This is a genomic window from Novosphingobium cyanobacteriorum (genome assembly GCF_029436685.1).
Classification (GTDB): Bacteria; Pseudomonadota; Alphaproteobacteria; order Sphingomonadales; family Sphingomonadaceae; genus Novosphingobium; species Novosphingobium cyanobacteriorum.
In genome coordinates, this window is the sequence record NZ_JAROCY010000002.1 from 136,244 (window position 1) to 156,029 (window position 19,786).

Annotated in this window: 20 protein-coding genes; 16 read left to right on the forward strand and 4 right to left on the reverse strand. The window is 66.3% G+C overall.

Annotated elements, in window-relative coordinates; translation table 11 throughout:
- The first annotated feature begins 28 nt into the window (after window positions 1-28).
- A complete protein-coding gene (locus tag POM99_RS02435; protein WP_277275212.1) occupies window positions 29-937 on the forward strand; it encodes a homoserine O-succinyltransferase in 909 nt (302 codons plus the stop codon).
- 288 nt (window positions 938-1,225) lie between these two features.
- Here POM99_RS02435 and POM99_RS02440 read toward each other — a convergent pair whose 3' ends face one another.
- Together POM99_RS02440 and POM99_RS02445 are read right to left on the reverse strand one after the other, a co-directional pair.
- Window positions 1,226-1,477 carry a CopG family antitoxin gene (locus POM99_RS02440; protein WP_277275213.1) on the reverse strand — a complete coding sequence of 84 codons (252 nt, stop codon included), beginning with the start codon at window positions 1,475-1,477 and terminating at the stop codon, window positions 1,226-1,228.
- Window positions 1,446-1,760, reverse strand: coding sequence for a BrnT family toxin (locus POM99_RS02445; RefSeq protein WP_277275214.1), 315 nt, complete (start codon window positions 1,758-1,760; stop codon window positions 1,446-1,448). Before POM99_RS02445 ends, POM99_RS02440 begins: the two co-directional genes overlap by 32 nt.
- A 252-nt stretch (window positions 1,761-2,012) precedes the next feature.
- Here POM99_RS02445 and rpmI point away from each other — a divergent pair, with 252 nt between their 5' ends.
- From rpmI to pheT, 5 genes are all read left to right on the forward strand, one after another.
- Entirely contained in the window at window positions 2,013-2,216 is a 204-nt protein-coding gene (gene rpmI, locus POM99_RS02450) for a 50S ribosomal protein L35 (RefSeq protein WP_225008372.1), read from the forward strand.
- Between the two features lie 13 nt (window positions 2,217-2,229).
- Window positions 2,230-2,589 carry a 50S ribosomal protein L20 gene (gene rplT, locus POM99_RS02455; RefSeq protein WP_277275215.1) on the forward strand — a complete coding sequence of 120 codons (360 nt, stop codon included), beginning with the start codon at window positions 2,230-2,232 and terminating at the stop codon, window positions 2,587-2,589.
- Between the two features lie 206 nt (window positions 2,590-2,795).
- The gene (locus POM99_RS02460; RefSeq protein WP_277275216.1) at window positions 2,796-3,650 is read left to right on the forward strand and encodes a helix-turn-helix domain-containing protein; all 855 of its coding nucleotides are present in this window, start codon (window positions 2,796-2,798) and stop codon (window positions 3,648-3,650) included.
- Window positions 3,651-3,701: 51 nt separating this feature from the next.
- Complete coding sequence (gene pheS, locus POM99_RS02465; RefSeq protein ID WP_277275217.1) at window positions 3,702-4,790, forward strand: phenylalanine--tRNA ligase subunit alpha; 1,089 nt, start codon at window positions 3,702-3,704, stop codon at window positions 4,788-4,790.
- Window positions 4,787-7,186: a phenylalanine--tRNA ligase subunit beta gene (pheT, locus tag POM99_RS02470; protein WP_277275218.1), complete on the forward strand. Its 2,400-nt coding sequence runs from the start codon at window positions 4,787-4,789 to the stop codon at window positions 7,184-7,186. The genes pheS and pheT overlap by 4 nt, the downstream gene beginning before the upstream one ends.
- A 211-nt stretch (window positions 7,187-7,397) precedes the next feature.
- Here the strand turns inward: pheT and POM99_RS02475 are convergent, their stop codons facing one another.
- On the reverse strand, window positions 7,398-8,018 hold the full coding sequence (locus POM99_RS02475; protein ID WP_277275219.1) for a hypothetical protein: 621 nt from the start codon (window positions 8,016-8,018) through the stop codon (window positions 7,398-7,400).
- Window positions 8,018-8,629 (reverse strand): hypothetical protein, encoded by a 612-nt coding sequence (locus POM99_RS02480; protein WP_277275220.1) that lies wholly within the window; start codon window positions 8,627-8,629, stop codon window positions 8,018-8,020. The genes POM99_RS02475 and POM99_RS02480 overlap by 1 nt, the downstream gene beginning before the upstream one ends.
- Before the next feature lie 67 nt (window positions 8,630-8,696).
- On the opposite strand from POM99_RS02480, the gene POM99_RS02485 reads away from it, so the two are divergent.
- The 10 genes from POM99_RS02485 (at window position 8,697) to POM99_RS02530 (ending at window position 19,756) form a co-directional block, all read left to right on the forward strand.
- Window positions 8,697-9,620, forward strand: a complete 924-nt coding sequence (locus tag POM99_RS02485; RefSeq protein ID WP_277275221.1) for an aldose 1-epimerase family protein — start codon at window positions 8,697-8,699, stop codon at window positions 9,618-9,620.
- A complete protein-coding gene (locus POM99_RS02490) occupies window positions 9,617-10,006 on the forward strand; it encodes a hypothetical protein (RefSeq protein WP_277275222.1) in 390 nt (129 codons plus the stop codon). The genes POM99_RS02485 and POM99_RS02490 overlap by 4 nt, the downstream gene beginning before the upstream one ends.
- A 51-nt stretch (window positions 10,007-10,057) precedes the next feature.
- The gene (locus POM99_RS02495) at window positions 10,058-11,587 is read left to right on the forward strand and encodes a peptide chain release factor 3 (protein WP_277275223.1); all 1,530 of its coding nucleotides are present in this window, start codon (window positions 10,058-10,060) and stop codon (window positions 11,585-11,587) included.
- Window positions 11,588-11,645: 58 nt separating this feature from the next.
- Window positions 11,646-12,515 (forward strand): alpha/beta fold hydrolase, encoded by an 870-nt coding sequence (locus tag POM99_RS02500; RefSeq protein WP_277275224.1) that lies wholly within the window; start codon window positions 11,646-11,648, stop codon window positions 12,513-12,515.
- Window positions 12,516-12,523: 8 nt separating this feature from the next.
- The gene (locus POM99_RS02505) at window positions 12,524-13,219 is read left to right on the forward strand and encodes an endonuclease/exonuclease/phosphatase family protein (protein WP_277275378.1); all 696 of its coding nucleotides are present in this window, start codon (window positions 12,524-12,526) and stop codon (window positions 13,217-13,219) included.
- Window positions 13,220-13,407: 188 nt separating this feature from the next.
- On the forward strand, window positions 13,408-13,746 hold the full coding sequence (locus POM99_RS02510) for a P-II family nitrogen regulator (protein ID WP_225008382.1): 339 nt from the start codon (window positions 13,408-13,410) through the stop codon (window positions 13,744-13,746).
- 21 nt (window positions 13,747-13,767) lie between these two features.
- Window positions 13,768-15,183 carry an ammonium transporter gene (locus POM99_RS02515; protein ID WP_277275225.1) on the forward strand — a complete coding sequence of 472 codons (1,416 nt, stop codon included), beginning with the start codon at window positions 13,768-13,770 and terminating at the stop codon, window positions 15,181-15,183.
- A gap of 270 nt (window positions 15,184-15,453) precedes the next feature.
- Window positions 15,454-17,595 (forward strand): EAL domain-containing protein, encoded by a 2,142-nt coding sequence (locus tag POM99_RS02520; protein ID WP_277275226.1) that lies wholly within the window; start codon window positions 15,454-15,456, stop codon window positions 17,593-17,595.
- A gap of 116 nt (window positions 17,596-17,711) precedes the next feature.
- The gene (gene hisC / locus POM99_RS02525) at window positions 17,712-18,833 is read left to right on the forward strand and encodes a histidinol-phosphate transaminase (protein WP_277275227.1); all 1,122 of its coding nucleotides are present in this window, start codon (window positions 17,712-17,714) and stop codon (window positions 18,831-18,833) included.
- Window positions 18,830-19,756: a prephenate/arogenate dehydrogenase family protein gene (locus tag POM99_RS02530; RefSeq protein WP_277275228.1), complete on the forward strand. Its 927-nt coding sequence runs from the start codon at window positions 18,830-18,832 to the stop codon at window positions 19,754-19,756. The genes hisC and POM99_RS02530 overlap by 4 nt, the downstream gene beginning before the upstream one ends.
- Window positions 19,757-19,786: the final 30 nt, after the last annotated feature.

Below are 19,786 nucleotides of genomic sequence, written 5' to 3' on the forward strand. Positions count from 1 at the left end.
CCCCGCCCATGCCGAGGGAATTGAAGACGTGCCGATCCGCATTGCCGACAACCTGCCCGCCCGCCGCACGCTGGAAGCCGAAGGCGTGATCGTGATGGCCGAGACCGAGGCCGCGCGGCAGGACATCCGGCCCATGCGCATCGCGCTGCTGAACCTGATGCCCGACAAGATCACCACCGAGACGCAGATCGCCCGCGTGCTGGGCGCAACGCCGCTGCAGGTGGAGCTGGAACTGCTGCGCATTTCCGACCACGTGAGCAAGAACACCTCGGCCGGGCACATCTCGGAGTTCTACCGCCCCTGGGCCGACGTGGCGCAGGAGAAGTATGACGGCCTGATCGTGACCGGCGCGCCGGTGGAGACGATGCCGTTCGAGGACGTGACATACTGGGACGAGCTGCGCCGCATCTTCGACTGGAGCCAGACCAACGTGCACCGCACGCTGAGCGTGTGCTGGGGCGCGATGGCGGCGCTGCACCATTTCCACGGTGTGGAAAAGCATGTGCTGGAAGAGAAGGCATCGGGCGTGTTCCCGCACTTCAACCGCCAGCCGGCCAGCGTGTGGATGCGCGGGCTGCCCGATGTCTTCGACGTGCCGGTGAGCCGATGGAGCGAGGTGCGGCGCGAGGACCTGCCCGAAGGGCGCGGCCTGACCGTGCTGGCGGAAAGCGACGCCACCGGCCTGTGCCTGATCGACGACCCGGCCCACGCCGCGCTGCACATGTTCAACCACCTGGAGTACGACACGCTGACCCTGGCGGGCGAATACGCGCGGGATGAAGGCAAGTACCTGCCGCGCAACTACTTCCCCGGCGACGACCCGCACGCGCACCCGGTCAATTCATGGCGCGGCCATGGGCACCTGCTCTATGGCAACTGGATCAACGAGACATACCAGACGACGCCGTATGAGCTGGGGGATATCGGGCGGGGGTGAGGACGACCCAACGTGGAGTGACATGGGCCGTTTGGTCGGCGCTAACCCACAGCAGGAAGTGCCGGCACGCTTCTGCTTCTGTTTCGAAACGCTTGAAACCATTCTCATGGCCTCGTTCCGAATAGAAGGTTACCCAGTAGTCCGGGTTGCCGATCCGGCCAGCGCGCCTTCTGCGAAGGACGTATACTTCTGTTGCGTCAAGCGGGGCGTCAGCGACGGGCGAAATGCTGTATGCATCGGGGCGTACGCCGACCTCGACCAATTCTGCGTTAAGTGAAGACAGATTCATCAGGCTTTGCCGATTGCGGCTTCCAGAGTTTGGCGGATGAAGCGTTGGTAGGACATGCCTTGCGCGGCTGCCTTGGCCTTCACGGCATCGAGCAGAGCTTCTGGGAAGCGCATGTTCACTTGGCGGGACTTCGGCGCGAATTCGAAGCTGTGCGCCTTGAATGCGGAAAGGTCGAACTGCGAAAGATCGGCCTCCTCAACGAAACGCTCGGCGTCCTCGTCAGTGGTCAGATGGGGGAGCGGCTTGTTCATAGTGCTCGATTTCCTTGCGATGCATGTAACGGGCGCTGATCGGCCGTATGTGGGTTGCGCCGTCGACTTGGCGCAGAGTGAACGCCAGGAAGACCGGGCGTGGCCCGCCGCCTGATCCGACGGCGAGAAAGCGGGTTTCCGCATCGGAGTGCGCCGTGTCTGGCATGATCCGGTGCGGATGGCGGAACACCGCCTCGATCTCCGCAAGGGTAACGCCATGCTTCTGGCACTTCGTGCGGTTGCCTTCGTCCCAGTCAAATCCGGCAATCTGGCTTCGCTGCATTGAGTTGTATATAAGGTTGTATATACGTTTGAGCAAGGGCATGAGCCATCGACCACCCACTCCATGTGCGATCCCCCTCCCGTTTGTGCCTGCGGCAAAAACAGGGAGGATCTTGGGAAGTCCCCGTCTCCGCTTGCCTTTCGCGCCCGCTTCCCCTAACGGCGCCGCTTCCGTTTGCGCGGATTCGCTGACTCGCCTGGCTAACTAGGGCTGCCATGGCGGGTTTTCCGCGCACAAGTCGAGGAGACGAAAATGCCCAAGATGAAGACCAAGAGCGGCGTCAAGAAGCGCTTCAAGCTCACCGCCACGGGCAAGGTCAAGCACGGCGTGGCCGGCAAGCGCCACCGCCTGATCAGCCACAACGCCAAGTACATCCGCCAGAACCGCGGCATGGACGTGATCTCCGACGCCGATGCGAAGGTGATCAAGAAGTGGGCGCCCTACGGGCTGAACTGAGGAGCGCTGACTTATGAGCCGTATCAAGCGTGGTGTTACCACCCGTGCCAAGCACAAGCGGATTCTGGATCAGGCGAAGGGCTATCGCGGCCGTCGCAAGAATACCATCCGCGTCGCCCGCCAGGCCGTCGAAAAGGCCGGCCAGTATGCCTATCGCGACCGCAAGGTTAAGAAGCGCACCTTCCGCGCCCTGTGGATCCAGCGCATCAACGCCGCCGTGCGCGCCGAAGGCCTCAGCTATTCGCAGTTCATCCACGGCGTGAAGCTCGCCGGGATCGAACTGGACCGCAAGGCCATGGCCGACCTCGCCATGAACGAAGGTGGCGTGTTCACCGCCGTCATCGCGCAGGCGAAAGCCGCGCTGCCGGCGTAAGCCAAGGCAAGCGAACCCAACAAAAGGGCGTCCGTCGCAAGACGGGCGCCTTTTTTGTTGCCTTGCGAAAGGCAAAGTCTCCCCGAAATCCAATACTTGCAAGAAACGCAATCTGCGTTATGCAACGGCCAAGGGTATAAAACGGGGCGCACATGTTGGCCGGGGATTGCACAGTCCGGGTCCGATTCCATTTGCCGCCTGCGGCATTGCAGCCCTATTTCACCACCTTCTACGTGCTGGAAATGGACGTGCCGGGGGGCGGGACCGTGACCGACTGGCTCCACCCGGAATGGGCCAACCTGCGCCTGTTCCAGGGCGGGCTGCCGGATTCGGACCTGGGCGGGCGCGATCATGTTTCGGGCGTGCCGGCGACGTTTACCGGGCCGAGCAGCCGCGCGGTGCGCTTCACCATCGGGTCCACGCGGATGTGGGGCATCGGCCTGCTGCCGCTGGGCTGGGCGCGCTTTGCCGGGCTGCCGGCCAGCGAGATGGCCGACCGCCTGCTCAACCCGCTGCCCGCGCCGGCGCTGGCGCCGTTCATCCCGCTGATCCAAAGCGTGTTCCGCGATGGCGAGGCGGACGAGGCGGCGGAGCTGGCGCGGATCGTGGCCTATTTCACCGCGCGCGACGTGGGCGAGGTGCCCGACCGCGCCCGCATCCAGGCGGTGCATGCGGCGCTGCTGGAGCCGGATGTGGGCAGCGTGGCCGAAATGGCCGAGCTGGCGCGCCTGCCCGCGCACACGGTGGAGCGCATCTGCAGCCGCCACTTCGGCTTTACGCCGCGCCTGCTGCTGCGGCGGCAGCGCTTCATGCGCAGCCTTTCGCAATACATGCTCGACCCCTCGCTGAAATGGATCGGCGCGATCGACGGGCACTATCATGACCAGGCGCAGTTCGTGCGCGATTTCCACCGCTTCATGGGCATGAGCCCGCGCGCCTATGCTGCGCAGCCGCACCCGGTGCTGGCGGCGGTGATGCAGGCGCGGCAGGCGGCGGCGGGCGCGGCGGTGCAGGCGCTGCATAATCCCCTGAAAGCCGGCCGATCAAGCGCCGCTGTCTGAACGCGTCGCGCCGCTTGGATTCCGCGCCGATTCCCGCTAGCGGCACCGGCGATGGAACAGCTTGAACAGACCCTGGCGGCGATTGCCGCGGCCGATACCGCCGATGCGGTGGAGGCGATCCGCGTGTCCGCGCTTGGCAAGCAGGGGTGGGTTTCCGCCCTGCTCAAGACGCTGGGCGCGATGAGCCCGGAACAGCGCCAGAGCGAAGGCCCGAAGATCCACGCCGCGCGCGAGGCGGTGACCGCGGCGCTGGGCGAGCGCAAGGGCGCGCTGGAAAGCGCGGCGCTGGAAGCACGGCTGGCGGCCGAGACGGTGGACCTGTCGTTGCCCGCGCCGGAAACCCCGCGCGGCTCGGTGCACCCCGTATCACAGGTGATGGACGAGCTGGCCGAGATCTTTGCCGACATGGGCTTTGCCGTGGCCAGCGGGCCGGAGATCGAGGACGACTGGCACAACTTCACCGCGCTCAACATGCCCGAAACGCACCCGGCGCGGGCGATGCACGATACCTTCTACTTCCCGGACAAGGATGCCGAAGGCCGTTCGATGCTGCTGCGCACGCATACCAGCCCGGTGCAGATCCGCACCATGCTGGCGCAGGGGGCACCCTTGCGCATCATCGCACCGGGCCGCGTCTATCGCAGCGACAGCGACGCCACGCACACCCCGATGTTCCACCAGATCGAAGGCCTGGTGATCGACAAGGGCATCCACCTCGGCCACCTGAAGTGGACGCTGGAAACGTTCCTCAAGGCGTTCTTCGAGCGCGACGACATCGTGCTGCGCCTGCGTCCCAGCTATTTCCCGTTCACCGAGCCTTCGGTGGAAGTGGACGTGGGCTACACCGTGATCAACGGCAAGCGCGTGGTCGGCGGCGGCGGCGATGTGGAGAACGGCGGCTGGATGGAAGTGCTGGGCAGTGGCATGGTCAACCGCAAGGTCATCGAATTCGGCGGGCTGGACCCCGATGAATGGCAGGGCTTCGCCTTTGGCACAGGCGTGGATCGGCTTGCCATGCTGAAATACGGGATGGATGACCTGCGCGCCTTCTTCGATGGCGATGCGCGGTGGCTGGGCCACTATGGCTTCGGGGCGCTCGACGTGCCGACCCTTTCCGGCGGTGTGGGAGTGCGGCCATGAAGTTTTCGCTGTCCTGGCTGAAGACCTTCCTCGACACCAAGGCCGATGCCGCCACCATCGCGCGCACGCTGACCGCGCTGGGGCTGGAGATCGAAGGGGTGGAGGATGCCTCTGCCGCGCTGACCCGGTTCCGCGTGGCGCGCGTGCTGACCGCGGACAAGCATCCGCAGGCGGACAAGCTGCAGGTGCTGTCGGTGGATCTGGGAGATGGCAACCCGCTGCAGGTCGTCTGCGGTGCGCCCAATGCGCGCGCAGGGCTGGTTGGCGTGCTGGGCCTGCCCGGTGCGGTGGTGCCCGCCAACGGCATGGAACTGCGCAAGAGCGCGATCCGCGGCGTGGAATCCAATGGCATGATGTGCTCCACGCGCGAACTGGGGCTGGGCGAGGAGCACGACGGCATCATCGAACTGCCGGCGGATGCGCCGCTGGGCACCAGCTTTGCCGATTACCTGGGCAGCGACCCGGTGTTCGACGTTTCGATCACGCCCAACCGGCCGGACTGCATGGGCGTTTATGGCATTGCGCGGGATCTGGCGGCGGCCGGCATCGGCACGCTGCAGCCGATCGAGGTGGCGCACGTGCCCGGCGCCTATCCCTGCCCGGTGGAGATCCGCACCGACGATCCCGAGGGCTGCCCCGCGTTCCACGGCCGGGTGATCCGCGGCGTGAAGAACGGGCCGAGCCCGCAGTGGCTGCAGGATGCGCTGAAGAGCGCCGGGCAGCGGCCGATCTCGGCGCTGGTGGACATCACCAACTATGTGATGCTGGGCTATGGCCGCCCGGCGCACGCCTATGACCTCGCCAAGCTGACCGGCGCGGTGGTCGCCCGCCGCGCGGTGGACGGAGAGGGCGTGACCGCGCTGAACGGCAAGCACTATATCCTCGACCACGAGATGACCGTGATCGCCGACGATGCCGGCGTGCACGACGTGGCCGGGATCATGGGTGGCGAACATTCCGGCTGCAGCGAGACTACCACCGACGTGCTGCTGGAAGTGGCCTACTTCAATCCGCAGCGCATCGCCCGCACCGGGCAGGCGCTGGCGCTGACGTCTGACGCGCGCGGCCGGTTCGAACGCGGGGTGGACCCGGCGTTCCTCGATACCGGGCTGGACCTGCTGACCGACCTGATCGTGAAGATCTGCGGCGGCGAGGCGAGCGAGGTGGTGCGCGCGGGCGCGGCGCCTTCCGGCCAGAAGACCGTGGCCTATGATCCGGCGCTGGCCGGGCAGCTGGGCGGCGTGACCATGAGCGCCAGCGAACAGCAGCGCATCCTGGCCGCGCTCGGCTTTGGCGTGGTGGAAACGGGCGAGCACTGGGCGGTTTCGGTGCCCACATGGCGCCCCGACGTGGATGGCGCGCCCGACATCGTGGAAGAAGTGATCCGCGTGCACGGGCTGGATGCGGTGCCTTCAACCCCGCTGCCGCGGGCTGATGGTGTGGCCAAGCCGACCGCGACGCCGGTGCAGGCGCTGGAACGCCGCGTGCGCCGCGCGGCGGCTGCGCGCGGGCTGCACGAGGCGGTGACCTGGTCATTCCTGCCCGAAGCTGAGGCGACGGCCTTTGCCGATGGGCAGTTCGCGTGGACGCTGGCCAACCCGATTTCGGAAGACCTGAAGGCGATGCGGCCTTCGCTGCTGCCGGGTCTGCTCGGCGCGGCCAAGCGCAACCTTGATCGCGGCGCATCGTCGGTGCGTCTGTTCGAGATCGGCCGCCGTTACCTGCGCGCCGAGAACGGATCGAGCGACGAGAAGCTGAGCCTTGCGGTGGTGCTGGCGGGCGAGCGCACCCAGCGCGGCTGGGCGACGGGCAAGGCGGTGGCGTTCGACGCGTTCGACGCCAAGGCCGAGGCGCTGGCGCTGCTGGCCGAAGCGGGCGCGCCGGTGGAGAACCTGCAGGTGATGGGTGAGGCGGGGGCGCAGTTCCACCCCGGCCAGTCCGCCACGCTGCGGCTGGGGCCCAAGCAGGTGCTGGCGCGCTTCGGCATGCTGCACCCCGCCACGGCCAAGGCCTTTGACCTGGATGGCCCGGTGGCGGCGGTCGAGCTGTTCCTCGACCGCATCCCCGCGAAGAAGGCGGCCAGCGGCTTTGCCCGCACCCACTTCGCCCCGCCCGCGCTGCAGGCGGTGACGCGCGATTTCGCCTTCCTCGCGCCGTTGGGCGTGCCGGCGGGTGATCTGCTTCGTGCGGTGAAGGGGGCTGACAAGCAGGCGATCGTTGCCGCGCGGGTGTTCGACGATTTCCGTGGCGCGGGCGTGCCCGAAGGGCACAAGAGCATCGCCATCGAGGTGACGCTGCAGCCGGTGGACAAGAGCTTCGACGAAGCCGCGCTGAAGGCGATTGCCGACAAGGTGGTGGCCGCCGCCGCCAAGCAGGGCGGCGTGCTGCGCGGTTGACGCCGCGCATCGCCGATAGGATCTCACCCCTCTCTGGCAGGGAGGGGCAGCGAGACTTCCCCCGCGAAAGCGGGGGTTGGTCGCAGCGGGGTGGGCTACAACGCCAGCGCAGACGCCTGGCCTTGCGGGCGCTTTCCCCACCCCAACCCCTCCCCGCAGGGGAGGGCTTATCTGCATTCCAGCTATTGCATCTGGCATTTGCAGGGGGCGCTTATTCGTCCGATCCGTCCATCGGCTCCCCGTATTTGGTGTCAGGCCCGCTTTCGCCGCCCGAGCCCCAGCCGTGGGCATCGGCTTCATAGGCGCGCTGGATATTGGCGCGGTCCTGCTTCTGCGCTTCGCTGGCGGCCTTCATCGCCTGCTGCTGGATCTGCGGCATCGTGACCAGTGCGGCGCTCATCATCGCCGGGGTAATGCTGGCCATGTTGAAATCGCGCTGGTTCAGCACGGCATTCACCTGCTCATTGGCGATGGTGCGATAAAGCCCGGCAATCTGGGGATTGGCGGCAATGCCCTTTTCCGCGCGGGCCTTGTTCGGTCCTTCGGGCGGCAGCACGTCGGTGACGATGCGGCTGCCTTCGCCATCGGGCTGGACCTGTGCGGACAGGCGCAGCAGTTCGTTGTCGTCCATGTCCAGCACGCGCCAGACCACGGTATCGCCACGGCGGATCACGGCCTCGGTGCCACCTGCCTGGCTGCCGAACAGCATCACCGGGATTTCAGACGCCAACAGCGCGCTGCGCGCCTCGCTGGGCGGAACGGGATAATAGGTGCCCTTGCCGCATGCCGAAAGCAGCAGCGCAGCAACCAGGGCAAGAACGGAACGCATCATCAATCTCCCATCGCCTTGTCCATGGGCGCGGCATAGTCTTCAGGTGTTGAGGCACGGTTCGCAGCGGCGCGGTCTCGCGCGGTTTCGGCGCTGTCCTTGCCGGGATCGTCATTGACAGAGAAGTGGAAGGCGCCGCTTTCCAATCCGCCACGCTGGATCGAACAGACACGGTCGGTATTGTTCAGCCCTTCGCCATTGAACGTGCGCCCTTCCATCGCGGCGTTGACCAGTTCCTCCACGGCCGGGCGCAATGGTTGTTTGAGCGCGGGGCGGGGGTAGAACTTGTCGCCATCGTAGATCTCCCCGCCGTGCGGGTCTGCCGGGATGTCGATGATCGCGCGGGTGCCGTCGCCCTGCGGCTCCAGCCGCACGGCAAAGCGGGCCACGATCTGTCCGCTGCTGGTCACGATCCAGCGGATCGCCTTGCCTGGTGTCTTCACCGGCGAGAAGTAGATCAGGATGCCGCATTGGCGCGACATGCGGAAACCGGCGATATCGGCGTGCTCAAGCCGGGCATAGGCTTCTTCGGGGGATAGGCTCCAGGTCAGGGGAGGCCTTGAACATCCTGCCAGAAAAAGGCAGGCCGCGACCGCTGCAATCCTGATACGCATCGGTGGCCCCCGCCGTTTCCGTTACGGAATGCGCACGCTGTGCCACGGCTGGCCCAACAAATGGTAAATGATCGAAGGGAATCGTGTGAGACCGCTGGAGGATGACGACGCGCCGGGCCTTGTCCGCATCGCCAGCGAAGGGCTGACCGTCGCGATCAACCCGTTCGGGGCAGAGCTGTGGTCGCTCACGGATGCCGAAGGTCGGGAATACATGACCGACGCCGACCCGGCGTTCTGGTCCGGCCGCGCACCGGTGCTGTTTCCGATCGTCGGCGCGCTGGCTGAGGACCGGTTGCGGCTGGACGGGAAGGACTACACGCTGCCCAAGCACGGCTTCGCCCGCCGCAGCGCCTTCGCGCCAGTTGAGGTGGCCGCGGCCCATGCGCGTTTCCGCCTCACGGATTCGCCCGATACGCGCGCGGCCTATCCCTTCGGCTTCGTGCTGGACCTGCTGTTCCGGGTGGAGGGGATGACGCTGTGCATGGAAGCCAGCGTGTTCAACCCGAACCCGGTGGACCTGCCTTTCAGCTTCGGCTTCCATCCCGCCTTCGCCTGGCCGCTGCCCGGCGGGGCTGACAAGGCGGCGCACCGGCTGGTGTTCGACCGGCCCGAGCCGCAGCCGATCCGCCGCATCGACAAGGCGAGTGGCCTGCTCCTGCCCGATGGCGCGCCCACGCCGGTGCAGGGGCGCGATGTGGCCTTGGATGCCGACCTGTTCCGCGCCGATGCGGTGATCTGGACCGACCTCGCCAGCCGCGCCGCATCCTATGGCGCGGACGGCGGCGCCTGGCTCGACGTGGCGTTTCCGGACATGCACATGTTCGGCCTGTGGCAGGTGCCCGGCGCGCGCTACATCTGCCTGGAACCGTGGGCGGGCCATTCCGATCCGCTGGGCTTCGACGGCGACTTCCGCGAAAAGCCCGGCGTGGTCCTGCTCCCGCCGGGCGAGACGGCACGGTTCCGCATGGATGTGACGGTGCGCCCGGCATGAGCGAGACGGTTGCCGCCCCCCCGCCGCGATGGGCAGCGATTACGTGGGCGCTGCTCATTCTTGCGCTGATCGGACTGCTGGCCTTTGCCGCAGACTACAGCAACAGGAAGGCGGCACGCGAACTTCGGCACCTCCTCTTCGCCAATTCGGCGTTGCCCGCAAATGGCCTTGCGCATTGCATGGCTGATCGGTTTCCGCTGACGCGGAGATGGAGCGCCGTGAACGGCAATGAGAAACACATCCGTGGTTGGAACAGCGCACGTGGCGTTATGATCGACATATTCGATTATCCGCGCGGACGAAGGTTAGAGATTTCTACGCCGGGCGGTCGCCCGCTGCGCGACCAGGAAGCCGAAGCCCTGCGGACCTGCCTCTCGGGACGCTGATGCGTGGCTGATGCGTGACAGGGCCGCGCCCCTCGGCTAGGGGCGCTCCCCATGTCCAATCGCCGCACCTTCGCCATCATTTCCCACCCCGACGCTGGTAAGACGACCCTTACCGAAAAGCTGCTGCTGCAAGGCGGCGCGATCCACCTTGCCGGTGAGGTGAAGGCGCGCGGCGCGGCGCGGCGCGCGCGGTCCGACTGGATGAAGATCGAGCAGCAGCGCGGGATTTCCGTGACCAGCTCGGTGATGACGTTCCAGAAGGACGGCATCGTCTTCAACCTGCTGGATACGCCGGGGCACGAGGACTTTTCCGAGGACACCTATCGCACGCTGACCGCGGTCGATTCGGCGATCATGGTGATCGACGCGGCCAAGGGCATCGAGCCGCAGACGCGCAAGCTGTTCGAGGTCTGCCGCATGCGGTCGGTGCCGATCATCACCTTCGTCAACAAGGTGGATCGCGAAGGGCGCAGCGTGTTCGAGACGCTGGACGAAGTGGCCGATGCGCTGGCGCTCGACGTGGTGCCGATGTCATGGCCGATCGGCATGGGCGGGGTGTTCCAGGGCGTACTCGATTTCGCCAGCAACACAATCGCCCGGCCCGAGGGCGACAGCCGCGAGTTCCTGGGCCGTCGTGATGCGCCGGGCGAGGGCGCGCCGGTCCCCGACGACATCGCCGAGGAGATCGAGCTGGCGCAGGCGGGCTACCCGGAATTCGACCTGACCGCCTATCGCCACGGCGACATGACCCCGGTCTATTTCGGATCGGCGCTGAAGAATTTCGGCGTGGCAGAGCTGATCGACGCGATCGCCCGCTTCGCCCCGCCGCCGCGGCCGCAGTCATCCGAACAGGGCACGATCGATCCCGAGCGGGCGGACGTGACCGGCTTCATCTTCAAGGTGCAGGCCAACATGGACCCGCAGCACCGGGACCGGATCGCCTTCATGCGCATGGTTTCGGGCACGTTCAAGCGCGGCATGAAGCTGACGCCATCTGGCCTTGGCAAGCCGATCGCGGTGCATTCTCCCATCCTGTTCTTCGCGCAGGACCGCGAGATCGCCGATACGGCCGAGGCGGGCGACATCATCGGCATTCCCAACCACGGCACGCTGCGCGTGGGCGATACCCTGTCGGAACGCAACGACGTGCGTTTCACCGGTCTGCCCAACTTTGCGCCGGAAATCCTGCGCCGGGTGGCGTTGAAGGACCCGACCAAGACCAAGCAGCTGCGCAAGGCGCTGGACGATCTTTCGGAAGAAGGCGTGATCCAGGTGTTCTACCCTGAGATCGGCAGCCAGTGGATCGTCGGCGTGGTGGGGCAACTGCAGCTCGACGTGCTGATCTCGCGGCTCGAGGCGGAGTACAAGGTGGAGGCGGTGCTGGAACCTTCGCCCTTCGACACCGCGCGCTGGCTGAAGGGTACCGACGCCGCGCTGCGCGATTTTGCCGATTTCAACAAGAGCAACCTTGCCAAGGACCGCGACGGCGACCCGGTGTTCATGGCACGGTCGTCCTGGGACGTGGGCTACCAGCAGGAGCGCAACCCCGAGCTTACCTTCAGCGCGACGAAGGAAAGGTAGTCGCCCCTAGCAGGCGAAGGGGTTGAAAGCGGATCGCAACAAGGGCACCTAGCGGCCCATGAACCTGCTTGGCCCCACTTCGAACACCTTCATCTCGCAACGCCTGCGCCTGCATTATGTGGACTGGGGCAACGCGGACAAGCCGCCGCTGCTGCTGGTCCACGGCGGGCGTGACCACTGCCGCAGCTGGGACTGGACGGCCGAGGCGCTGCGCGAGGACTGGCACGTCATCGCCATGGATCACCGCGGCCATGGCGACAGCGAATGGGCCAGCGACGGCAACTATCGCATCATGGACATGGTCTATGACGTGGCGCAGCTGGTGCATCAGCTGAACCTTGCCCCCGTCACCATCGTCTCGCATTCGATGGGGGCCAATGTCTCGCTCCGCTATGCCGGGCTGTTTCCCGAAGACGTGCGCAAGCTGGTGGCGATCGAGGGCATCTTTCCCAACGCGGAATGGGAAATGCGGATGAAGGACGTGCCCTTCAGCCGCCGCATCCGGGATTACATCGCAGAAAAGCGCAAGGCCGCCGGCCGCCTGCCACGCCGCTATCCCACGCTGGCCGATGCCTATTCGCGCATGAAGACGGAGAACCCGTACCTGACCGACGAGCAGGCGCGGCACCTGACGATCCACGGGATCAACCGCAACGAGGACGGGACCTTCACCTGGAAGTTCGATCCCTATGTCCACATCGACCACCCCTATGACATCTCCAGCGAGCGCAAGCACGAGCTGTGGGAGGCGATCAGCTGCCCCACGCTGCTGCTCAACGGGGCGGATTCGTGGGCGGGCAATCCGGAAACCGATGGACAGATCAAGCATTTCCGCAATGCCAAGGTCGTCGAGTTCGAAAACGCCGGGCACTGGCTGCACCATGACCAGTTCGACCGCTTTGTTTCCACGCTGAAGGATTTCCTCTGAGTTCCGGCCTGCGCCTGACCTTCGCCAGCTACAACATCCACAAGGGCGTGGGGCTGGACCGGCGGCGCGACCCGGACCGCATCCTGGCCGTGCTGCGTGAAATCGATGCCGACGTCATCGCGCTGCAGGAGGCGGACCGCCGCTTTGGCGCGCGGGCGGCGGTGATCCCGCGCCAGACGCTGGATGATCACAGTCCGTGGAAGCCGGTGGCACCCGGCCTGCGCCCCGCCAGCATCGGCTGGCACGGCAATGTCCTGCTGGTGCGGCGCGAGATCGAGGTGGTGGACGTCAACCCCGTTCGCCTGCCCACGCTGGAACCGCGCGGCGCGGTGTGCGCCTCCCTGCGCAAGGACGATCGCTGCTTCCGCGTGATCGGCATGCATCTCGACCTGTCGGGCCTGCGCCGCCGGCAGCAGGTGCAGGCTGTCTGCGCGCATCTGGATCAGTGCGGCGATCCGGCCCCGGCGGTGCTGATGGGCGATCTCAACGAATGGTCGGTGCAGGGCGGGGCGCTGGCGGCGTTTCCGGGTGGGTTCCGCGTGCTGGCGCCGGGGCGCAGCTTTCCGGCGCGGCGGCCACTGGCGCAGCTGGATCGCATCGTCGTGACGGAAGAATGGCAGGCCGAACGGCTCGGCGTGCATCACAGTCCACTGGCCGCAGTGGCATCGGACCACCTGCCCGTTTTTGCGCACCTCATGCTGTGACTGCTGCCTAAAAATTGTGCACTGCAAGATTCCTGCCCAAGATTCGGGCGCGGTGCCCCGGCAGATGAAGTTCCCCCTGCAGCGTTAACCAAGGAATCCGTGGATTCACGGATTTGGCACGCCCTTTGCAAAGTATCCCGAGCCGGCGGGTCGCCCGGTGAAGGATTGGCCGAGAAAAGGGGGCATGAATGAAATTCATCATTGCCATCATCAAGCCGTTCAAGCTCGACGAGGTGCGTGAAGCACTTTCGGGCCTGGGCGTTGCCGGGATGACGGTGTCGGAAGTGAAGGGTTTCGGGCGGCAGAAAGGCCAGACCGAAATCTATCGCGGCGCCGAATATTCGACCAACATGCTGCCCAAGGTGAAGATCGAGATCGCCGCCAGCGACGACCTGGCTCCGCAGATCATCGAGACGATCCAGCAGACCGCTTCGACCGAAGCGATCGGTGACGGCAAGATCTTCGTCCTCGACCTCGCCTCCGCCACGCGCATCCGTACCGGTGAAACCGGCGATACGGCGCTCTGAACCGACATGAGGGGTAACCATATGATCCGCAAGATGATCAGTGGCGCAGCGGGGCTGGGGCTTTCGCTCGCCGTCTCCACCGCCGCTTTCGCGCAGGCCGCCGGGCCGATCAAGGCGCCGACGCCTGAACAGATGGCCACCATGGTCAACAAGGGCGACACCACCTGGATGTTGCTCTCCTCCACCCTCGTGCTGCTGATGAGCATTCCTGCGCTGGCGCTGTTCTACGGCGGCCTGGTGCGCACCAAGAACATGCTGTCGGTGCTGATGCAGGTCTTCATGATCGTGTCGGTTGCCGCGCTGTGCTGGGTCAGCTGGGGCTATTCGATGGCCTTCACCGGCGGTTCGCCCTACTTTGGCGGCCTGTCGAAGGCTTTCCTGCAGGGCGTGAGCGCCACCACCTACGCCGCCACGTTCTCCAACAACGTCTACATTCCCGAATACGCCTACGTCATCTTCCAGATGACCTTCGCCTGCATCACGCCGGCGCTGATCGTCGGCGCTTTCGCGGAACGCGTGAAGTTCACCCCGCTGATGATCTTCACCGTGCTGTGGCTGACGCTGGTCTATTTCCCGATGGCCCACATGGTGTGGTACTTCGCCGGTCCTGACTTCCTGTCGGACAACACCGCCGATGCCGGCCTGCTCTATGGCTGGGGCGCGCTGGACTTCGCCGGCGGCACCGTGGTGCACATCAACGCCGGTATCGCCGGCCTGGTCGGCTGCCTCGTGATCGGCAAGCGTGTCGGCTTCGGCAAGGAAAACACCCCGCCGCACTCGCTGACCATGACCATGATCGGCGCCTCGCTGCTGTGGGTGGGCTGGTTCGGCTTCAACGCCGGTTCCAACCTTGAAGCCAATGGCCTTGCTGCCCTGGCGTTCATCAACACCTTCGTCGCCACCGCTGCCGCCGCCGTCTCCTGGGCGATCGTCGAGCAGATCAAGCACGGCAAGCCGTCGATGCTCGGTGCCGCTTCGGGTGCCGTCGCCGGCCTCGTCGCGATCACTCCTGCTTCGGGCTACGCCTCGCCGATGACCTCGATCGTCCTTGGCCTGATCGTCTCGCCGATCTGCTTCTTCTTCGTCTCCACGGTGAAGAACAAGCTGAAGTACGACGATACGCTCGACGTCTTCGGCGTCCACTGCATCGGCGGTATCGTCGGCGCGCTGGGCACCGCGATCTGCGCCGATCCGGCTCTCGGCGGCCAGGGCTGGGTGGACTACACCGTGTTCCCCGCCACTGCCGGCGCCTATGACATGGCTGGCCAGTTCGTCACGCAGCTCAAGGCGGTGATCCTCACCCTCGTCCTCTCGGGCGGCGTCTCGGCCATCCTGTTCTTCGTCCTCGACAAGACCATCGGCCTGCGTCCGACCGAAGAAGCCGAACGTGAAGGTCTCGACCTCACCGAGCACGGCGAACGCGCCTACAACTACTGATCCTACCGAATTGGCGGGGTGGGGGGCCAGATCCTCTCCCTCTCTCCCCCACTCCGCCAGACCATGTTCCTCCTGCGAACAGACTAAGGCCGGAAGCGCTAGCCCGCTTCCGGCCCTTTTTTATGTTTGAAATCAGTGTGATATCGGATTCTTGCGGTTTGGGTGCTGTCGTTAACCGTCCGGGAAGACGCACTACGTAGAACGTTCGAGAAGGACAGCGGCTGGTGGAGTGACGCAGGCGTGCTTGCAAAAGGGCGTTCGATACTGGGCATGGGGCGCGCTGGAGGCGATCGTGCCGCCGTGCTCGATACGTCCGAAGCCGCCGCGCTTGCCCGCGCCTATGAAGCGATCGGCCTTGGCTGCTTCTGGACTACTGACGCGGATGGCCGCGTCACCTACATGTCGCCTTCGGCCCAGGCTGCGCTCGGCGGTGATGACGGTGCCGTCGGCCGCCCGCTGCTCGACCTGTTCCTGCGGCCGGATGGGGAGGGCGAGCGCACCCTGCCGTTCGTGATGGCGCGCAAGGGCCGGTTCGAACGCGTGCTGGTCCGCTCCGAGCGCGACGGCAAGACGCGCTGGTGGTCGCTCGCCGGCGAACCGCGCCAGGCCGGCCGCGGCTTCACCGGCTTCCTCGGCCATTGCGAGGACGTGACCGAGGAGCGCCTCTCCGCCGAGGAAAGCAGCCACCAGGCGCTGCACGATCCGCTCACCGGCCTGCTCAACCGCCGGCACATGAGCCAGCTGCTCGACAAGACGCTGACCGGCTTTGCCGTGCAGCAGCGCTCCTGCGCGATCATGCTGATCGACCTCGATCGCTTCAAGCAGGTTAACGACACCATGGGCCATGCGGCGGGCGACGCCCTGCTCAAGCAGGTGGCCGATCGCATGGTCCGCGTGATCGGCGACAAGGAGCGGGTCAGCCGCCTGGGTGGCGACGAGTTCCAGATCATCCTGCCGGACGAGGACGATCGCGGCGTGCTGGGCGATATCGCCACCGCGCTGATCACCTCGATCTCGCAGCCCTATACCATCGAAGGCAGCCGCTGCATGATCGGCGCCTCGGTCGGCGTCGCCATCTCGCCCTATGATGGCGATGACAAGGACTCGCTCGTCCGCAACGCCGATCTGGCGCTCTATGCAGCCAAGGGCGGCGGGCGCGGTCGCTTCCGCTTCTTCGCGCCTGATCTGCTCAAGGCGGCCGAGGATCGCCGCCTGCTGGAGGAAGACCTCCACGATGCGCTCGAAAAGGGCGAGATCGAGGTGCATTACCAGCCGGTGGTGAAGGCGCAGACCAACGTGGTCACCGGGGTGGAGGCGCTGGTGCGCTGGAACCACCCCGAACACGGCATGATCAGCCCGGCCCGGTTCATTCCGATTGCCGAGGAATCGAACCTGATCAAGGTTATCGGCGAATGGGTGCTGCGCCAGGCCTGTGCCGATGCCGCCGCCTGGCCGGGCAACCTACGGGTGGCGGTCAACGTCTCGCCCGTGCAGTTCGCGGATGAAAGCTTCCCCGCCATCGTCGCCAGCGCGCTCGCCTCAACCGGGCTTGATCCCGATCGGCTTGAGCTTGAGATCACCGAGGGTGTGTTCCTGCAGGAAGGCTGCACCACCGATGCCCGCTTCAACGCGCTGAAAGGGCTGGGCGTGCGGCTGGCGCTTGATGATTTCGGCACCGGCTATTCCTCGCTCGCCTATCTGAAGACGGCGCCGTTCGACAAGATCAAGATCGACCAGTCCTTTGTCCGCGGCGCCACCGGGGCGGATTCGCGCAACCGGGCGATCATCGCCGCCATCGTGGCGCTGGCCGATGCGCTGGGCATGGACACCACGGCGGAGGGCATCGAAAGCTTCGACCAGTTCGAGCTGATGAAGCAGTTGAAGGTCACGCTGGTCCAGGGCTTCATCTACAGCCGCCCGATTCCCAACGCGGCCTTCGTCGACAACATCGCCAACGGCGAATGGGTGATCGAACCGGCCGGCCCCGCGCGCCAGCGGCACGAACGCTTTGCCATGTTCCGCCGTGTCGGCGTGGTGCACGACAATCACTACTATCCCGTGGTGCTGCGCAACCTTTCCGCCACCGGCGCGCTGATCGAAGGGCTGGTGGATGTGCCCGTCGGCACCGACTTCGTGCTTGATCTGGGCGATGGCCAGCTCTGCGTGTGCAAGGTGCGCCGCAGCCGCAAGAGCCAGCAGGGGCTGGAGTTCGAGACGATGCTGGTGTCCGATGGCAACGGCGGCCTGTGCACCCGCGCCCGCGTCTCGCCCTATCAGCTTGCCGCCGCCGGCGTGCCGCAGAGCGTGCGCGGCGATGGCCCGCACCTGATCGGCCGCAGCGAGGACGGCAAGGTCTCCATGCCGATGTTCGGCATGTCGAGCGACTGGAAGAGCCGGCTGGACGCGGCCTAGCGTGCTTCCGCAAGGCTGAGCCATCGGCGGCCGGTGCCGCCAGCCTTCCACGCAGCCTGAACGCGCACGCCAAGGTGGTTTCCTTGGCGCACCAACCCGGCTAAGGGCCGCCGATCATGGCCAGCGCAACAGACACTCCCGCCCGCCCGACCCCCAAGGACTGGATCCTGGGCATCCATGCCTATGTCCCGGGCAAGTCGACCGGTGCCGACGGGCAGGTGCTGACCAAGCTTTCCGCCAACGAAAACCCGCTTGGCACCAGCCCGCTGGCGCTGGCCGCGCGCGGAGAGGCGGCGGGTGATCCCTCGCGCTACCCGGATCCAGACAGCACCGCGCTGCGCCAGGCGCTCGGTCGCCTGCATGGCCTGCCCGCCGATCGCATCGTCATGGGCACGGGCTCCGACGAACTGCTGAACCTCGCGGCGCAGGCCTTCGCCGGGCCGGGGGATGAAGTGCTTTATGTGCGCTTCGGCTTTTCGGTCTATGACATCGCCGCCCGCCGCTGTGGCGCCACGCCGGTGGTCGCGCCCGATCGCGATTACGGCACCGATGTCGATGCCCTGCTCGCCCATGTCACCGATCGTACGCGGGTCGTGTTCCTCGCCAACCCGAACAACCCCACTGGCAGCTACATCGGCCGCAGCGAAGTGGCGCGCCTGCACGCGGGCCTGCGCCCCGATATCCTGCTGGTGATCGACCAGGCCTATGGCGAATACGTGGAAGCGGGCGAGGATGACGGCGCCTTCGAACTTGCCGCCACCACGCACAACGTGCTGGTCACGCGCACCTTCTCCAAGATCTATGGCCTTGCCGGTGAACGCATCGGCTGGGCCACCGGCGATGCCGCGCTGGTCGACATGCTCAACCGCATCCGCGGGCCGTTCAACATCGCGCTCACCGGGCAGGCCACCGCGCTTGCCGCGCTGGAGGACCAGGCCTTCGTTTCCGCCAGCCGCGAACACAACCTGGCCGAACGCGCCCGTTTTGAAGCGGCGGTCAACGCGCTGGGCAATCACGGGCTGCGCCCGCTGCCCAGCAAGGCCAACTTCGTGCTGATCGAATTCACCGGCGCGTTGACGGCAGAGGCTGCCTACAACGGGCTGATGCAGCACGGCTATATCACGCGCTGGCTGCCGGGGCAGGGCCTGCCGCAGTGCCTGCGCATCACCATCGGCACGGCCGCGCAGATGGACGATATCGCCGCCGCGCTGCGCCAGATGGCGGAAGCCGCACGGTGACCGCGCCGTTCCGGCATGTCGCCGTGATCGGCCTCGGCCTGCTCGGCGGTTCGGTGCTGCATGCGGTGCGCGCCAACCTGCCCGGTACGGCCACCAGCGGGTATGACGCCGATCCCGTGGTCCGCGCCCGCGCCCGTGAACTGGGGCTTGCCGATACGATCGCCGACAGCGCGGCACAGGCGGCGCAGGGCGCCGATCTGGTGGTGCTGTGCGTGCCCGTGGGCGCGATGGAGGCCGCCGCGCGCGAACTCGCCCCCGGCCTTGCCCCCGATTGCATCGTCACCGATGTCGGATCGAGCAAGGCCAGCGTCGCCCGTGCGCTGGCAGAGGCGCTGCCCGGCGCCTGCGTGATCCCCTCGCACCCCGTTGCCGGCACCGAACAGAGCGGGCCGGACGCCGGTTTCGCCACGCTGTTCCGCAACCGCTGGTGCATCGTCACCCCGCCGGCCGATGCCGATGCCGCCGCGGTGGCCCGCGTCGTTTCGCTGTGGGAAGCCTTCGGCGCGATGGTGGAGATGATGGATGCCGAACACCATGACATGGTGCTCGCCGTCACCAGCCACCTGCCGCACCTGATCGCCTACACCATCGTCGGCACCGCCTCGGACCTTGAAAAGGTGACCGAGAGCGAGGTGATCAAGTTCTCCGCCGGCGGTTTCCGCGATTTCACCCGCATCGCCGCGTCCGATCCCACGATGTGGCGTGACGTGTTCCTGAACAACCGTGATGCCGTGCTGCAGATGCTGCAGCGCTTCACCGAGGACCTGACCGAGCTGCAGAAGGCGATCCGCAAGGGCGATGGGCAGTTCCTGTTCGATCACTTCGCCCGCACCCGCGCCATCCGCCGCGGCATCATCGAAATGGGCCAGGACGATGCCCGGCCGGATTTCGGCCGCAGCGATCATAATGGGGCGAAGGGGTAGGGGGCGGTTGCTGCGTTGGGCAGGAAGCCG

Coding starts and splice junctions, on each gene's coding strand:
- POM99_RS02440 (WP_277275213.1), bottom strand. CDS start 1,477: ATGAACAAGCCGCTCCCCCATCTGACCACTGACGAGGACGCCGAGCGT.
- POM99_RS02445 (WP_277275214.1), bottom strand. CDS start 1,760: ATGCAGCGAAGCCAGATTGCCGGATTTGACTGGGACGAAGGCAACCGC.
- rpmI (WP_225008372.1), top strand. CDS start 2,013: ATGCCCAAGATGAAGACCAAGAGCGGCGTCAAGAAGCGCTTCAAGCTC.
- rplT (WP_277275215.1), top strand. CDS start 2,230: ATGAGCCGTATCAAGCGTGGTGTTACCACCCGTGCCAAGCACAAGCGG.
- pheS (WP_277275217.1), top strand. CDS start 3,702: ATGGAACAGCTTGAACAGACCCTGGCGGCGATTGCCGCGGCCGATACC.
- pheT (WP_277275218.1), top strand. CDS start 4,787: ATGAAGTTTTCGCTGTCCTGGCTGAAGACCTTCCTCGACACCAAGGCC.
- POM99_RS02475 (WP_277275219.1), bottom strand. CDS start 8,018: ATGATGCGTTCCGTTCTTGCCCTGGTTGCTGCGCTGCTGCTTTCGGCA.
- POM99_RS02480 (WP_277275220.1), bottom strand. CDS start 8,629: ATGCGTATCAGGATTGCAGCGGTCGCGGCCTGCCTTTTTCTGGCAGGA.
- POM99_RS02485 (WP_277275221.1), top strand. CDS start 8,697: ATGATCGAAGGGAATCGTGTGAGACCGCTGGAGGATGACGACGCGCCG.
- POM99_RS02490 (WP_277275222.1), top strand. CDS start 9,617: ATGAGCGAGACGGTTGCCGCCCCCCCGCCGCGATGGGCAGCGATTACG.
- POM99_RS02495 (WP_277275223.1), top strand. CDS start 10,058: ATGTCCAATCGCCGCACCTTCGCCATCATTTCCCACCCCGACGCTGGT.
- POM99_RS02500 (WP_277275224.1), top strand. CDS start 11,646: ATGAACCTGCTTGGCCCCACTTCGAACACCTTCATCTCGCAACGCCTG.
- POM99_RS02510 (WP_225008382.1), top strand. CDS start 13,408: ATGAAATTCATCATTGCCATCATCAAGCCGTTCAAGCTCGACGAGGTG.
- POM99_RS02515 (WP_277275225.1), top strand. CDS start 13,768: ATGATCCGCAAGATGATCAGTGGCGCAGCGGGGCTGGGGCTTTCGCTC.
- POM99_RS02520 (WP_277275226.1), top strand. CDS start 15,454: ATGGGGCGCGCTGGAGGCGATCGTGCCGCCGTGCTCGATACGTCCGAA.
- hisC (WP_277275227.1), top strand. CDS start 17,712: ATGGCCAGCGCAACAGACACTCCCGCCCGCCCGACCCCCAAGGACTGG.